The following is a 15,645-nucleotide window of genomic DNA, read 5'->3' as shown; positions in this document are numbered from 1 at the left end:
CGACAAAAGCTATGGTCAACGCCATGTTGTCAGCCGGTCATCGATGGAGGATCAGTGCAGCACTGCGGTAGCGGGGCCCGGCAGGGGGTCCGGTGAACGGCATACCCCCGCGTCTGACGCGGTGGCTCGGGCGCCGCGGCGGCGCCTCGGCCCCGGGAGAGACCGCCGGCGGGACGTCCGGGCCGACACCCCGCACGGTGCTGGAGGAGAACGGCGGGACATTCCTGCTGCGCTCCTCCGCCGACCGTCGCACCTCGGTCCGGGAGCTGGCCGACGGTCTCCCCGCCGATCCCGCCCGGCCGGTCGTCGTGGTCGACGTGGCGGCGGACGCGGCAGGGAATCTGGGCGAGGAACTGGGCGGCCTGCTGGCCAGGCTCCGTGACGAGGAGTGCCATGCCGTCCGGCTCGTGATGTCGGGCGCGGCGGCCCCGGCAGAGGACCGCAGCCCCCTGGCGCGGCGGCTGGCGGACGCCTGGGAGCTCGAACTGGAGGCGCCGGACGCCGCCGCCGTTCTCGTTCCCGGCGGCATCCTGTACGTCGACGCACCCGCCACCCCCTCGGGCGGCTGGTGGCGCTTCGGCCCTGACGCCGAGCCCGAGGCGCTGGGCGCGCGCATCCCCGCACCCCGCTGGCAGCGGGCCCTGTCCCGCGTGCCGCTCGGTGAGCTCGGCGCCTGCACGGTCGGTCAGATTCCCGCCGGGCTGCTGCTGCGGCCCACGGGGACGGCGCCGCCGCGCCCCGGCCTGCTGCCGTTCGCCCTGTCCGTCCATCCGGAGCGGCTGAGCGTCCTGGTGGGCGCGGTTCCCTGCGGGCCGCAGCTGATCGAGGACGTGGCCGGCCTCCTCGCCGGTATGCCGTCCGGACTGCGCCGCTCGCTCCGGCTCGTCCCGGGCGAGGGGCAGGACCTGCTGCCGCTCGCCGAAGGCGTGGCCGACCTGCTCGGCACGGACGTCGCATGCTGTACCGGCCTGCCGTTCACGGTCTCGGGGGCGCGGACGAGTGTTACGCCCGCCCCGCACACCGAATCGGTACGGGTGGTGTCGGCGACGGGCGAGTGCACCTGGCCCGCGTTGCTCACCACCGTGCTCTGCGCGCCCGCCGGCGCGGACGGCCGCCGTCCGTCTCCCCGCCCCGCGCACTGGCAGTTGCCCGTCATGGCCGGATCGGACGTTGCGGAGGGGGCCGCGCTGCGCCTGCCGGACGGCGTCCACTACGCGGTGGCGGTGCGCGCGGGACTCTGGCTGGGGCGGACGCCCGAGCCACCGGCCTCGGTCCGCGACCGGCTCGCGGAGGCGAGGGCCTGCCGCATCGACCTGGAACCGTCGTCCGTCGATGACGGCGACAGCCGGGCCGCCCTCCTGGAGGCGCTGTCCGGGCTACTGGCCGAACTGGACGAGGAGTTGCTCGCGTACGCGGAGCTCGCCGCACCGGACGGCGCGGCCCCGGAAGCCGTGACGCAGCTGCGCCGCTTCGCCGTGCGGAACGGTCTCACCTACGCCTCGGCGACCGGCGCCGCGCCCGCCCCGGCCACCACAACCGCGCATCCGGCCGCCCCCGAGCCGGCCCCCGAGCACGAAGCCACGTCCGCCGCCGCCCCCGCCGCCATGCCGACACCGGAAGCGGAAGCGGCACCGGAAGCAGAAGCAGAAGCAGAAGCAGAAGCAGAACCAACTCCGGCCGCCGCGCCCGCGTCCGCACCGCCGTTGGCCCCGGTTTCGGCGGATACGCCGGCGTGGCCCACCGTGTCCGGCCGCCCGGCAACGAGCAGCACACCTTCCGCCTCGGCTGTCCCCGGCACGCCCCCTCCCCCGGTCACTCCCGCAACCGCTCCCCCTGACGCCCCCTCCGCCCCGTCCCCGGAGGCGCCCTCGGCGGCCCACCCTCCGGCCCCCGCCGCTCCCGCGCGCACACCGGTGGCCCCGCGCCCCGCGCGGCCGGCCGGCGCCGCAGCCGCGACCGGGGGGTTCAGCAGCGACGCGGACCGGGCCGCGTTCCGGGACCTGGCCTCCGACGTCTGGGAGGCGCACAGCGGACCGGTGAGCCAGACGCTCGTACGACTGCCGGGACTGCGCGGCGCGGCACAGGAGGCGGCACGTGCCGACCTGGTGGCCGTGCACCTCTATCTCCAGTCCCCGCCCGACGGCCCGTTCGGCGCGCTCGCGCTGGCGTCCGACGCGGGGGCGGGCGAGCTGCGCGCGTACGCCGCGTGTCTGGCCTCCGGGCTGAGCAGGCTGCCGGTGCTGCGCGGCACGCTGGCTCGCGCGGTGCCCGGCCCGGACATCCCCGACGACATCGTGCCGGGGGCCGAACTGCGCTGCGACGCCCCGCTGGACGTCGTCCATCTGGAGGCGCGGAACGCTCCGCTGCCGCCGGACGGCTGCGTCCGCTATGCCGTACGCCCCCTGACCGCCCGTCGCGCATCGGTGCTGGCGCGGGACATGAGCAGTGCAACGGCGCTGTTCGGCTCCGGCACCGCGTTCACCGTCCTGGCCCGGCACGAGGCGGAGGGCGGCATGCCGGCCCGCGTCCTGCTCGCCGAGGTGCCGCCCCTGGCGCGGTTCCGGGACCCGTCGGCGGAGACCGTCGCCCGGCTCGACGCGGCTGTCTGCCGTGCGGCCGGGCCGGCGGAACCCCCTTGGCCCGATCGCTGCACCGGTCCGTTCCACCACACCCTTGGTGCCCGCTGAACGGCTCGTCCACCACCCCGCTTCGCCCCAGCCCAGAGAGAGACACGTCATGACAACCAGCGAGTCCACTCCCGCCGGCCGGACCGGCAGCGCTCCTGGCACCCCGGTCCCGCGCGCGGCAGCCCTGGCGGTACTGGCCGAGGAGCCCGCCACCGGCCTGTTCCCGGCGGCGAAGCCGGCGGCATCGGTGCCACCGGCCGCCTCATCTTCTTCCTCCTCGGTCTCCACGGTGTCGTCGGCCGCTTCCCCGGCCGCCGAGACCCCGGAGAGCACCGCGACACGGCAGTCCGCGGAGGAGAAGGAAGAGGAGAACCCGGCACCAGCCTCGAAGGAGCCCTCGGCGGAAGCGGAAGCAAAGGCAAAGGCCCGGGCGGAAGCCGAAGGGGAGGCGGAGGCGGGCCGGGTTCCGGCTCCGGCGGCCGCCGGGGAAGGCGGGGCGGCCGAAGAGGCACGCGGGTCGGCGGAGGCCGAGGGTGTGCTCGCGGCGAACGCGCAGCCCGCCGCCGCCTCCCGGCCCGCCACCGTGTCCCGTCGCACCGCCGGCCTGCCGCTGGGGCGGCCGGGCAAGCCGATGATCGCCGCGGCGGTCATCGGCGGCCTCGTCCTGATCGGTGTGCCGTTCCTGATATCCGGGCCGCACGACAAGGGCGACGCCCCGTCCGGCGCCAACGCGCCCGCCGGAAGCCCCATCGGCCCGGAGGGCTCGGTCGCGGGCCTCGTCCCCGGTGAGCGGACGGCGCCCGGCTCGGGCACGCTGAAGGACGGCGCGAAGGACGGTACGAAGGGCTCCGCCGGGGGCGGCACCTCCGCCGGCGCGAAGGAGAAGGAGCAGGTCCTGGGCGGTATCCACGAGGGTGCGGACATCGCCGCGAAGAAGGGATCGCCGGCTGCGGGAGCCGGCACGAAGAAGTCGGCCACGGCTTCGAGCACCGCCGGTGCGGCCAAGACCGCCACGGACAAGAGCACCGGCACGGGTGGCCAGACCGTGGCAGCGGGCGAGAAGTCCGGCACCTCGTCGGCCACCGGCACGTCCGGCTCGGCGACGAAGTCGAGCGTGGTCTACACCGGCATCGTCGGCGAGGGCTGCCCCACGCCCTCGGGCGGCGGATTCCAGCGCGACGGCTTCTTCACCTCCGGCACCTCGGGCTGGTACACCCGGACCTCCGGCGGCTGGACGGGCAGCGGCTGCGGCGGGGGCTATCTCGCCGTCCCGATGTCCGGCGACACCGGCACCGACGCGCAAGGCCGCGTCAAGTGGTGGTGGAAGCCCGGCACACAGGCACGCACCTGCCAGATCTCCGTGTTCATCCCGAACAGCAACACGACGCTGTACGTGGGCGGGCACCCGACGACGTACCACGTGCTGGTGAACGCGAACGACCGCACGACCAAGTACGACAGCTTCTCGATCGACCAGACAAGCCACCGGGGGCAGTGGGTCAACGCGGGCACCTTCGCGATGAAGGGCTCCACGATCGGGGTGAAGCTCCTGGACCGGGGTGACGACTGGTCCGACGGGTGGAAGAACGCGCACCACGCCGCGGCACAGATGGAGGTGACGTGCCGCTCCTGAGTGACGGGGTTCCCCTCCTGGGTGCCCGGGCCCCGGACGACCGCCCGGGGCCCGGGCAGGACCACCGGGCCGCCCGGCTCCGGTGACGGGACCGGACCGGGCGCTACATCAGGCCGAGCTGGGTGACGAACATGGCGACGACCACGACGAGTGTCCAGCCCAGGACGGTCTCCAGCAGCTTCGAGCGGTCCTCGGGTCCGCCCGTCCGTGCGCGGCGGCGGGAGGAGGCGGCGGTGGCGGTCATGGGCATCCCGTTCGGTCGGCCGGCAGTCGTTGTCCCCCGAGGACCCGACCACCATGCCACCCCGACGGGCCGCCGGGGTGGAGACATGCGTCACTGCCCCGGCGCCGGCCGGACCGCGTCAGCGGATCCCGACGGCCGCCGGGGCCCGGCGCCGGGCGGAGAGATGGTTCCACGGCGGGCACGCGGCTGTGGCGACGATTTCGGCTGCCGGTACTCACGGGCCCTGCGTTCGGCCGTCGGCAGCCTCGGGTCCGGGTGCCGGCCGTCGTCGGTCGGCCGGGGTGACGGCCTGTCCGGGGCGCGTCCGGGTCAACTGGGCCAGAGCCCAGGCCACAAGGGGCTCCGGCACGTCGCCCCCGGGGCCGGCCCAGCCCACGGGCCGTACGCGAAGCCCCGGATGGTGGATGGCCCGGTAGGTGGGCAGTGCCGTGACGGAGTGCAGGGGACGGACGGCGAGGAGCACACATCCGCCGGCGCGGGCTGCGGCGAGTGCGTCGAGGATCCCGCTGCCGGTGCCGGTCGTCTCGACGACCACGGCGGGTGCCTCGTGATCCGAGGGCCGGGTCTCGTCGGTGAGCGCGAGCCGGACGAGCCGAGCCAGCGCGCCGTCGCCGGGTACCAGCACCGGCGCCCCCTCCGCGGCAGCCCTCGCGGCATCGGCGACGGCGATCGCGGTGGCCGCCCAGCCACGGGCAGCGCACACCGCGGCGTCCGGCTCCCGGTGGCCGACCGCCCAGGTCTCCTCGGCGGCGCAGTCGTCGACGAACCACACCGTGTGCGGGTCGGTTCCGGCAGGCGGCAGATGTCCGCCTCCTGCGGAACGGACGACACGCGACGGGCCGCTCACCGTTCACCGCCGTCGAGCAGCCGCGCGGGTTCGACGGCGCGGCCGAGGCGCGCGGCCTCGTAGCCGGCGGCCACGACGGCTTGGGTACGCAGTCCGTCCGCGATGCTGACGTCAACCGGTGTGCCGTCCCGCACGGCGCGGGCGAAGCGGGTGAACGCCGTGGTCCGCAGGTCGATCGCGGTGGGCGCCGGAAGGCTTTCGGGCGGTGCGGAGCCGAGCGGGGTCCGGTGGACCAGCCGGAACCCGGGTGTCAGGGCCACTTCGCCCTTCTCGCCCCACACGCTGGTGCGCATGCCGGTCCCGCCGACCACACCGGCACTGCCGATCAGGGTGGCGACGATCGGACCGAATCGCAGGACGAGGCTGACCGCGTCCTCGATCCCCTCGGCGTCGGCCACCGCGGAGGGCGCGGTCTCGGCGTAGACGCGGTCCACCTCACGGCCGAGCAGGGCACGGACGGTGTCGATCTGATGGATCAGGTTCATGATGAGGAAGCCGCCGCCCGCCCGGTCGCGGTCGAGCCTCCAGCTGGACGGCGACCGGCCGCTGAGGCCGCCCTGGAAGTATCCGGCCGGTTTGTCGGTGAAGTAGGTGGCCGTCACGCCCAGAGGTTCGCCGATCTCTCCGGCCGCGATGGCTGCCCGGGCCTGCTCGAATCGCGGGTCGGTACGGGTCGGGAAGAGCACACCGGTACGCAACGGTCCTGTGGAACGGGCGAGTTCGGCCATACGGCGGGCGGTGACAAGGTTCTGGGCGACGGGCTTCTCCAGCAGCACGTGCTTACCCGCGGCCAGCGCCGCGGCGAACAACTGCTCGTGGGTGTCGTGCGGGGTGGCCACGATCACGGCATCCACGTCGTCCAGGGCCAGCAGGGCGGGGACGTCCGGCGTCCGCCTGCCGCCGAAGCGGGCGGCGGTCTCCTCGGCCAGATCGGCGACGGGGTCGAAGCAGGCGGCCAGCTCGGCCTCGTCGGCGGCGGCCAGGGCCTTGGCGTCCTCGATGCCGATGTCTCCGCAGCCGATGAGGCCGAAGCGCAGCGGGCGCACGGACGCGGCGTGGCGGCGGGCGGCCGGACGAGGCGCGTCCCAGCGCAGGGCCGCGCTGATGAACGTACGGTCCGTGGCGAGCCGGTGGTAGACGTGCGGGGCCTTGTGGGCGGGGTAGTCGGACAGGACGTCGCGCACGGTGAAGCGTCGCTGTTCCAGGAGTGCGAAGAACTCGTCGCTCAGCCGGTCCTCGTCGGCTTCGCCGAGCCCGCCGACGTGGGCGCCGCGCAGGTCGAGACCTCGGTCGTGAAGCAGTTGAAGGGGGACGTCGGCACGCTCGGTGCGGGGCGAGCCGAGCAGGACGACCCGGCCGCCGGGCGCGGCTGTGGCGACGGCGACGGCCAGGCCGGGGCCGCTGTCGGTGACGTCCAGTACGAGCGGGGTGCCGCCGCCGGGTCCGCCGGGCTCGTGACGTACGGTCAGCGGTTCGGCCCGCAGGGCCCATGCCTTGGCGGTCGAGGCGGCGAACGACCGGACCTGGGAGGCGCCGCGTGCCGCGGCCAGACGGCGGGTGATGACGCCGAGCAGCCCGCCACCGACCACGGTGACCGGTTCGCCCGGGCACTGCCCGCCCGTCTCCAGGCCGTGCAGAGCGGTGAGGGCGAGCTGCCAGACCGCGGCGTCGGCGGGTGCGACGCGCTCGGGCACCGGCCGGACGCAGCGCTCGGGGACCGCGGCGACCTCGGCGTGCCGGGCCCGGCGCACCGCGACCCGGGTGCCCGCGGGGAACGAGGATCCGCTACGGACCGTTCCGGCGCCTTGGTAGCCGGGGTGTTCGGGGTAACGGGCACCGGCGTTCGGGAGGTCCAGCAGGATGGCGCGCTCGGTGCCGGGGCTGATCACGCTCACGCTCAGGTCCACCACGACCTGCCCGGGGCCGCCCGGCGGCTCCTCCCGGTCGACGAACTCACACTGTCCCGGGCCGGTCAGGACCACCGCTCGCATGTATTCCTCCTCTGGGTTCTCTTTCGCCCATCATCGCGGAATTCAGCATCGCCGGACAGGGCACGGACAGTCACCGAAGCGATTTCCAGGAGCGATGACCGAAAATGATGATCGAAGAACTTGAGGGGACGCGGGGTTGACCGGGATTATTTTCCCGGCCATCGTGAGATGTGTGATGAATTGGGTATTGCGCAGGCTGAATTTCGATCCGCGGACCGTGGCATTCATCAGACATGACCTTGCCCGGCTGTCCGCCCGCCGCCGCTCGCGCCGCGCGGCTCTCGGCGGCGGGTTCCCGCCGTCCCGGCGGCTTCATCTGGGCTGCGGTGGGCGACGTGTTCCGGGCTGGCTCAACTGCGACGTCTCGGGTTCGGAGTTCGATGTGGACCTGGCAGTCGGGTCGCTGCCGTTCCCCGACGGTTCGACCGAGACCGTGGTGATGCAGCACGTGGTCGAACACCTTGAGCTGCACGGGCAGTTGATACCCCTGCTGCGAGAGCTGCGCCGGGTGTGCACGCCGGACGGGGTGCTGTGGCTTTCCTGTCCGGATCTCGCCAAGGTCTGCGCGGGCTACGCTGCCGACCGGGGCCAGGCACTGAAGGAGGACCGGTGCAGCCGCTACCCGGACTACTCGCTGGGCGGCGCCCCGGTGCAGCAGTTCGTCAACGACCTCTTCCAGGCGCGCGGCCGGCACCGCAACCTCTTCGACTTCGATCTGCTCGCCTGGGCCCTCGCCCAGGCCGGATTCGGCATGGTCAAGCAGGTCAAGGAGGCTGAACTGCTCACCGCGCATCCGGAGTTCCCGCCCCGGCACGATGACGAGCAGTCGCTCTACGTCATGGCGCGCAGGTCGCGGTAGTAACACCACAGGTCATAGAGCGGAACCTCCTCGGGCGCCCGCTGGGTCGGTTTCACCGGCTCCGTCCAGTGCACCAGCAGGGTCGGCGGGACGGCGGGGTGCACGATCCCGCCGTCCTTCGCCTCGATGCCCGGTGTCCAGGCGAAGACCTCGGCCGGGAGGGACTGGTCGCCGGTGGTGGTCCGCAGCTGGTGCAGGCTGGTGCAGCGGTGGCCGGAGGTCACCATCAGGTAGTTCAGGAAGGGCTGTTCGTAGCCGAGCTTCATGTGCGGGGTCAGTTCGCGGGCGGCCGGCAGTGCGTCGATGATTCCCGGGAAGGTGAGCGCGCCCTTCCGGGAGGCGACGAACCCGGTGTTCGCCCGGTAGCCGTACTGTTCCGGGGTGAGAATTCCCGATTCCTCGATGCTGTCCTTCCAGGCCCGCCCGGGAAGGTGGGACGTGGCGGTCAGAAATCCGTATCCGTCGAGCCGGTCGAATACGAAGTCGATGTTCCGCAGGACGGCCGTGTCGCTGTCGATGTAGAGGAACTCGTCGAATTCTCCCTCCCAGGCGGCCAGCTTCCGGAAGTGTCCTTTCGGGCGGTCGTGGAACGACAGGCTGACCTCGTCGCAGCGGGCCAGCAGTCCGTCGTCCGCCCAGACGTCGAAACGGTAGCGCCCGGCGAGCGAGGCGATCCGCTGGTGATCGTCGTCGAAGGGGATCAGGCGCAGCGGGATGTCGGGGTTGTTGCTGCGGAAACTGTTGAGGAACACGGTGGCCAGTTCGAGCACGCGGTCGTTGGCCACGAAGTAGACGCCTCGGGTGCCGGGCATGTGGTCGTCGGGTCCCTTCCGGTCAGTGGTCGCCGTATGCGGTGAGCGGTTCCCCTCGGACGGCCTCGGACACGAAGCCGTCCGGGCCGACGGGACGGTCGCCGAGCACGGTCACCCGGTAGAGGGTGCGGCGGTGACCGGTGTGGTCGAGGTCGGCGGGCTGGAGGTGGGCGACGGCCCGGTTGTCCCAGATGGCCACGTCACCGGGGGCCCATTGCCAGCGCACGCCGTACTCGGGCTTGCCGATGTGCCCGTGGAAGATCTCCAGCAGGTGCCGGCTCTCCCACGGCAGCAGCCCCCTCACATGGGTGACAGAGGCGGGCGGCACGAAAAGGGCGCGTTCGCCGGTCTCGGGATGGACGCGGACGACGGGGTGGACGGAGAGCAGGGTGTCCTCGGTGAGCCGTCGCAGGGCCTCGGTGTCCTCCTTGTCGGACAGCAGCAGCCTGGTGGCGGCGTACAGGGTGTGCTCGGCACTGAGCCCGTCGGCAAGAGCGCGCAACGGGGCGGAGAGGCCCTGGTAGGCGGCGACCAGACTGGTCCACTGGGTGTCGCCGCCGTACGGGGGAACGGTCTCGGCCCGCAGTACGGACATGGCGGGCGGGTTGACGGCGGCGGCCAGGTCGACGTGCCAGTCGGAGTAGGGCGTGAGGGACTTGGGCCGCAGCCGCTCCTCGAACCGCTGTCCGTGCCGGGTGTCCTCCACGTCCGGGTCGACGGTGAGTATCTCGGGGTGTCCCTCGGGGTGGACGCCGTGCTTGCGGCCCGGGCGCCGGGTCAGTTCCCCGAGGCGCCGCCCGAAGGCGACGTGGCCGGCGTGGTCGAGCCGCTGTCCGCGGAAGAAGATCACTTTGTGGCGCAGCAGCGCCTCGCGGACGGCACTGATCTTCAGGTCGGACAGCGGTGCGGCGAGGTCGGCCCCGGTGATCTCGGCGCCGATGCGGCCCGCGATCTTCCGGACTCCGACCGCGGGGTCGTGTTCCGTTCCTGCTGCCATGCGGTTCACCCCTCCGGTCGGTCGGGGCCGGCTCAGGCCCATTGCAGGACGGTCCCGTCGTCGAGCGGGCCGGTGATCCACAGGGCCACGGTCCGGCGCACGTCCGGGGAACCGCTGGGAGCGACGGCGTGGACGTTCGCGCCGTCGAAGACGTACATGTCTCCGGCGTGGACCGGCAGCGTGATCCGCTCCGCGTCGGCCAGTGCCTCAAGCGGGTATCCGTAGCTGCCGGGCGGCACGCCCAGTGCCTGACGGTCCTCCAGGCCGAACGCGGTGTTCCAGTAGAGCAGTTCACCGCCGGGACCGTTCTCCAGGCATACCAGCGCGTTGCAGACACGCGTGACTCCCTGGATCTCGAAGTCGAGCAGGTGGGGGAGCTTCCAGTGGTGCATGGCGTCGTCGTGGGGCAGCAGCCCGAAGCTTTCGGAGTCCGCGCGTGAACGGAGCTTGTACGCGCCGGCCTGCCGTCCGTCGTGTTCGGCGAGGCGGAAGGGCACTCCGCGGCCTGCCAGGTGGTCGCGCCATTCCTCCAGCAGAGCGGGCAGGGTGCGACCCGGCCCGTCGCAGATCTCGCCGAGACCGGCTCGGGTGCGCTCGGAGTCGGTCAGGTAGGTGTCGAGGGTGTCGGAGGACACCAGGAGGGGGCCCACGGCGCGTTCGCTGCTGCGGGTGGCACGGGGGCTGGTGAGCAGGGGGCTGTCCCAGAACCTGCGGCAGGTGCTCTCGCAGGTCTCCGGTGTCAGCGCGCCTCGGAAGACGGCACCGGCGACCCGGCCGCACAGCACCTCCCACCACGCGTCCCAGTCCACGCCGTCGCGTTCCAGGAAGCGGAAGTACTCGGTGTCCGTCCGGCTTGGAGTCGTCGACGGATCGGAGCTCGCCTCGGTCATGGCTGTGGCACTCCCCAGGTCGGATGCGTCAGTGAACGATGCTCAGCACGGTCTGCGGCGAGCCGTGCACCTTGTGGGCGCGCTCCTGCATGACCATCACGCCGGCCAGGCCCTCCGGAGTGTAGAAGCCGCTGATCTTGGTGTAGGCGTCGAAGGCCACCTGCTCGCCGCCCCGGGTGACGCCCGAGGCCGGTTCGGAGAGCAGGCAGGCGTCCTGCGCCACCCAGAGGTGGCCGGCCGCCGTGTCAACCCGTACCCGGTCGAACAGCGCGCGCAGTGCCGGGCGGGAGAAGCTGCCCGAGTGATAGACCGCACGGCTGCCCCAGTTCAGGGTCGGATGGTGGCCTCCGAACTTGATGTAGTAACGGCGTTTGCCCTGCCCGAGCGCGCAGTACTCGTCCAGTCCGATCCAGCTGCCGTCGGGCAGGTGGAACCCGTCGGGTGTGATGATCTCGGTGTGCGGGAAGAGGCCGCGGATCTCGTCGGAGTAGTACTGCCGGGTCTTTTCCCAGAACGGCCAGGCCATGGTCACCTTGGCGTCGTAGAGGGGGGTCGGCGGGTGGTCGAAGAAGACCTCGCCGCGCTCGCACGCGTCCATCCACTGGTCGAAGAAGCCGTTGTAGCGAAGGTCGTAGAACTCGTGGCCTCGGACGAGCCCGCAGTCCTTCCAGTGCACCTGGTCGAAGGCGAAGTGCCGGATGCCGTGCTCACGCAGCCGCTGCACGGTGTAGTGGACGCCGTGCGGCCTGGAGGCGTTGCCGGTGAGGTGGTGTACGACCAGGTCGTCGCCGAAGCCGTCGCGCAGCGAGTCGGCGAGGTTGTCGATCGATGAACCCAGGCGCCGCACCGGGGCGCCGAAGTCGGCGGGGAAGGCCTGGTACAGCCCGTGCACCTGATCGGCGATCTCCCAGCCGGAGGCGGGACACTGCACCTCGGCGATCCGTCCGGGGGCCGGCTCGTCGGTGCGGAAATAACGAGGAAGCGCGAGTTGACGTTCCGTCAGACCCTTGTGGTACGCGTGGTCGCGCTCCGGGGGCTGCCCGGCCAGCACGGTGTCGGCGATGGCCGGATCGGCCTCGCCGCGCACACTGGCCATAAAGACGTCACGGGTGATCCGCAGGTACTCGCGGATCGTGGCGTTGCGGCCGACGAAGCCGTGGAGCGTCGCATCGTCCATCGGGTAGGGCCGGTCGGAGATCAGGTTGGTGAATCCGACGCTCGTGCGGGTCCTGCGCTCGATGTCCTCGTCGATGAAGCGATACCAGCTGTTCGTGCTCTGCTCCGCCATGCGGGCTCCTCTGCGGTGGGCGGTGGGATCACCGGGCGGTTCCGGTCGCCAGGGCGGCAAGGTCGAACCCGTACAGCCGGGCGCAGTTGTCGGCGGTCACGTCCTGGCATGCCTGTGGTCCGGTGTCCTGAAGACCACGCCGCAGGACGTCCTGCGAATTCGGCCAGCTTCCCTCGTAGTGGGGGTAGTCGCTCCCCCAGAGAAAGTTCTTCGAGCCCAGCAGCCCCATGGTGAGTACGCCGACCTCGTCCTCGGTGAAGGTGGCGTGCACCTGACGGCGGAAGTACGCACTGGGGGTCATGGCGAGGTCGCTGCGCAGGGCCGGGCCGAGTTTGTCGTGGATCCGGTCGGCGTGCAGCAGGTGGTAGGCGATCCAGCCGATGTCGTTCTCCGCCAGGACGACCTGCAGGTCCGGGAAGCGCTGAAGGACCCCGGAGAACATCAGGTCGGTGAGCGTGTGCTGGAGCTCCTCCGGGTAGCCCATGTTGCGCCGGATACGGCCCAGCGGGCTGTCGTAGTCGAAGAGCTTCGGGCTGTCGCGGTAGCCGGTGAGGCAGTGCATGGAGACGGGCATGCCCAGTTCCTGGGCCTCACGCCAGAACGGGTCGTTGGCCCGGCCGCCGAAGTCGCGCTCGGCGGGGGCGGAGGCCCAGATCGCCGCGCCCCGCAGTCCCAGCTCCCGGCAGCGGCGCAGCTCCCGTACGGCTTCCCCGGTGTCCCACAGCGAGATGAGCCCGAGGCCCGCCAGCCGTTCCGGTGCGTGGCGGACGTAGTCGGCGAGCCAGTCGTTGTAGGCGCGGAAGCAGGCGCGCTGGAATTCCCCGTCCGAGAGCCAGAACAGGTGCAGTCCCAGGCTGGGGTAGAGCACCTCGGCCGCGACCCCGTCCAGGGCCATGTCCTTCAGGCGCGCAGCTGGATCGCTGCCGCCCGCACGGGCCGCCTCCACCACCGTCTCGGCGTCGGCGACGAACCCCTCGGCGGTGGCGTCGGTGGCGTAGAGGCTGTTGACGAGCGCCGGCCGCAGGTCGTCGCAGGTGAAGAACCATCCGTTCCGTTCGGCGTCCCAGGAGACCTTGGGCGCCCGGTCCCGGTATCTGTGTTCCAGCCCTTCGGTCCACAGGCGCACGGGTTCGACGACGTGCGAGTCGGCCGACAGCACGGGAACGGTCACGTATGCGCTCCTCACGGGAGGGAGGGTGGGTCGTCACGGGTCCCGGCGGATGTCTCGCGGGAACGGGGCGACAGTGGCACGGTGGCGCGCGGGAACGAAGCGACGATGGCACGATGGCGCGCGGGAACTCGTGGGTGTGCCGCCCGAAGGCGGACGGTCGGTGGCGCGCAATCCATTGTTGTCCGACGCATGATGCGGTCAAGAGGGCCTGCGGCCGAGCGCGCCGATCCGGACAGTGCGCCGGACCGCGTGGTGGTGGAGCGAACCGGCGCTGTGACACCATCCCCCGCATGGCGGACCCCATATCCGGGGCACCGGGGCGGCGCGGCGTGGATCTCCTGCTGCTCAGCGCCTCGAACTACCCCGCACTGCCCATCTACCCCTACGCATTCGTCCAGGTGTCGGCAGTCGCCGCGCGGCACGGTCTGACCACCGCCCGGCTCGATCTGCTGCACACGCCCAAGCCCGAGTGGCGTTCGGCGCTGACCACGACGCTGGAACACACCTCCCCCCGCCTCATCGGCATCCACCTGCGGCAACTGGACTCCATCTTCATCTGGAACTACGCCGACACCGATCTCCCCGGCGCGCCACCGGTGCGCCGCAACAGCTACTGGCCGATGCACGAGACCGAGGAACTCATCACCCTCCTGCGGGAGCTGACGGACACACCGGTGATGCTCGGCGGATTCGGCTTCACCACCAGACCGCAGGCCCTGCTGGAGCGGTTACGGCCGGACTACGGTGTGGTCGGCGAGCCGGACGGCATCTTCGGCCGCTTCGACGACGTCCTGACCGGACGGGCCCTGGACACGATCGCCAATCTGGCCCACCGCCGCGATGGCGGCTACGCGGTCAACGAACGGGTCTTCCTGCCTCCCGCCGACCACCCGGAGTACACCGAGGAGATCCTCGACGACCTGCTGTCCTTCTACGGCCGCGAGAGCGTCCTCGGCCCCGAGCCCCGGGTCCATGTCCCCGTCGAGGTGCAGCGCGGCTGCCCTTACCGCTGCTACTTCTGCACCGAGCCGATGGTCAAGGGCCGGCGGCACCGGGTGAGGAACCCGGACACGGTCATGGCCGATATCCGCTTCCTCGCCGACCGGGGGGTCACCCGGGTCTGGCTGGTCTGCTCCGAGATCAACATCGGCAGCAACACACTGTTGTTCGACATGGCCGACCGGATGCGCCGGCTCAACCGCGGCCGGTCACGACCGGTGCACTGGACCTGCTATCTGTTGCCCAATCCGGCGCTCGAACGCAGCGAGATCCGCATGCTGCTGGAATCACACTTCGAGCCCAGCTGGAACCAGTTCGGTTCGTACGACGACACCAACCTCAAACACACACGTGTGCCCTACCGGGCCCGGCACGCGGTGCAGGCGCAGGTCTCCTGGCTGGAGGAGGACCAGGAGTACCGACGGGCGCACGGCCTGCCGCTGCCGCCGCTGCGCCTGGACATGTTTCTCGGCAATTCCTACGCCACTCCCGAGACCGTGGCGGCGACCCTGCGCACGGTCAGTGACCTACGGCTGGCCGAGCGGTTCGAGGACTCACTGATCACCCGCGCCACTCGCGTCTTCGACCTCGGCGAAGGGACCGTCGGGGAGCCGGGGAGCGCGACCTACTCGGTGGGCCCCCGGGGCAGGCTGGACACCGTGGATCTGCTGTACCCGACCTTCAGCTACCCGCCCGCGCTCGTCGAGGCGCTCGGGGACGCCCGGACCGTGGACGAGTTCTTCGCCCATGTCGAGGCGACCTATCTGTCCCACGCCTACCGTGCACGCCTCGACTGGCATGCCTTCCTCGCCCGGCACACCGACGCGGACGAACTGGCCGGCTGGTGCGCCCTCCTGGCCCGTGACGGACAGGAGAGCGCGTCCATGGGCGGCCTGCGCGCGGAGTTCGCGGCCGACGGCTGCGAGGGGATCGTCGCCCGGCTCCTCGCCCCGGCGGACGGGCCGGGGCACCAGGACCCGTCGGCCCGGGCCCTGGTGGAACTGGTGGTGGCCACCGAACTCCCCCTCGTCCAGGCCGCTCTGGCCGCGATCGGCCTGCCCGGGTACTGGGACGACCGGATCGCGCTCACCGCCTACGAGGTCTGCGCCCGGCTCGCCGCCCGGTTCGGCTCCGTGGAGGAGGTGCTGGCTCGGGCGCGCGCCGCTGTGGAGCCGGAGGACCCGACCGTGGCGCTCCTGGCCGTGCGGTACTGCCTGTACGACAACAACGTCGTCCTCCGCCCCGACTACAGCAGGGTTCTCTTCACCTCCTGAGCGGTGCGGGGCG

The 15,645-nt window shown here is 72.0% G+C and carries 12 protein-coding genes; 4 read left to right on the top strand and 8 right to left on the bottom strand.

Features of this window, described 5'->3' with window-relative positions:
* Nucleotides 1-92: 92 nt before the first annotated feature.
* Complete coding sequence (locus tag ACZ4LX_RS24450) at nucleotides 93-2,687, top strand: hypothetical protein (RefSeq protein WP_467643688.1); 2,595 nt, start codon at nucleotides 93-95, stop codon at nucleotides 2,685-2,687.
* Nucleotides 2,688-2,736: 49 nt separating this feature from the next.
* Nucleotides 2,737-4,260, top strand: a complete 1,524-nt coding sequence (locus ACZ4LX_RS24445; RefSeq protein ID WP_467643684.1) for a hypothetical protein — start codon at nucleotides 2,737-2,739, stop codon at nucleotides 4,258-4,260.
* Between the two features lie 103 nt (nucleotides 4,261-4,363).
* On the opposite strand, the gene ACZ4LX_RS24440 is transcribed toward ACZ4LX_RS24445, so the two are convergent.
* From ACZ4LX_RS24440 to ACZ4LX_RS24430, 3 genes are all read right to left on the bottom strand, one after another.
* Entirely contained in the window at nucleotides 4,364-4,504 is a 141-nt protein-coding gene (locus tag ACZ4LX_RS24440) for an SCO1431 family membrane protein (protein ID WP_467643682.1), read from the bottom strand.
* 214 nt (nucleotides 4,505-4,718) lie between these two features.
* On the bottom strand, nucleotides 4,719-5,351 hold the full coding sequence (locus tag ACZ4LX_RS24435; protein WP_467643680.1) for a hypothetical protein: 633 nt from the start codon (nucleotides 5,349-5,351) through the stop codon (nucleotides 4,719-4,721).
* Entirely contained in the window at nucleotides 5,348-7,342 is a 1,995-nt protein-coding gene (locus tag ACZ4LX_RS24430; RefSeq protein WP_467643679.1) for a Gfo/Idh/MocA family oxidoreductase, read from the bottom strand. Before ACZ4LX_RS24430 ends, ACZ4LX_RS24435 begins: the two co-directional genes overlap by 4 nt.
* Nucleotides 7,343-7,559: 217 nt before the next feature.
* On the opposite strand from ACZ4LX_RS24430, the gene ACZ4LX_RS24425 reads away from it, so the two are divergent.
* Nucleotides 7,560-8,201: a class I SAM-dependent methyltransferase gene (locus ACZ4LX_RS24425; protein WP_467643677.1), complete on the top strand. Its 642-nt coding sequence runs from the start codon at nucleotides 7,560-7,562 to the stop codon at nucleotides 8,199-8,201.
* On the opposite strand, the gene ACZ4LX_RS24420 is transcribed toward ACZ4LX_RS24425, so the two are convergent.
* From ACZ4LX_RS24420 to ACZ4LX_RS24400, 5 genes are read right to left on the bottom strand one after another with little or no spacing between them, the layout of a single operon-like run.
* Entirely contained in the window at nucleotides 8,174-9,013 is an 840-nt protein-coding gene (locus tag ACZ4LX_RS24420; protein ID WP_467643674.1) for a glycosyltransferase family protein, read from the bottom strand. The two genes, ACZ4LX_RS24425 and ACZ4LX_RS24420, sit on opposite strands and share 28 nt — an antisense overlap.
* A gap of 22 nt (nucleotides 9,014-9,035) precedes the next feature.
* Nucleotides 9,036-10,010, bottom strand: a complete 975-nt coding sequence (locus ACZ4LX_RS24415) for a TauD/TfdA dioxygenase family protein (protein WP_467643671.1) — start codon at nucleotides 10,008-10,010, stop codon at nucleotides 9,036-9,038.
* A gap of 32 nt (nucleotides 10,011-10,042) precedes the next feature.
* On the bottom strand, nucleotides 10,043-10,900 hold the full coding sequence (locus ACZ4LX_RS24410) for a hypothetical protein (protein WP_467643668.1): 858 nt from the start codon (nucleotides 10,898-10,900) through the stop codon (nucleotides 10,043-10,045).
* Between the two features lie 28 nt (nucleotides 10,901-10,928).
* On the bottom strand, nucleotides 10,929-12,188 hold the full coding sequence (locus tag ACZ4LX_RS24405) for a hypothetical protein (protein ID WP_467643664.1): 1,260 nt from the start codon (nucleotides 12,186-12,188) through the stop codon (nucleotides 10,929-10,931).
* Nucleotides 12,189-12,216: 28 nt separating this feature from the next.
* The gene (locus ACZ4LX_RS24400) at nucleotides 12,217-13,359 is read right to left on the bottom strand and encodes an amidohydrolase family protein (protein WP_467643662.1); all 1,143 of its coding nucleotides are present in this window, start codon (nucleotides 13,357-13,359) and stop codon (nucleotides 12,217-12,219) included.
* Nucleotides 13,360-13,649: 290 nt separating this feature from the next.
* Between ACZ4LX_RS24400 and ACZ4LX_RS24395 the strand changes: the two genes are divergently transcribed.
* Entirely contained in the window at nucleotides 13,650-15,632 is a 1,983-nt protein-coding gene (locus ACZ4LX_RS24395; RefSeq protein ID WP_467643660.1) for a B12-binding domain-containing radical SAM protein, read from the top strand.
* The last annotated feature ends 13 nt before the right edge of the window (nucleotides 15,633-15,645 follow it).

This window comes from Streptomyces sp. NPDC026062 (assembly GCF_055568375.1).
This window is presented reverse-complemented; position numbering and strand designations above follow the sequence as displayed.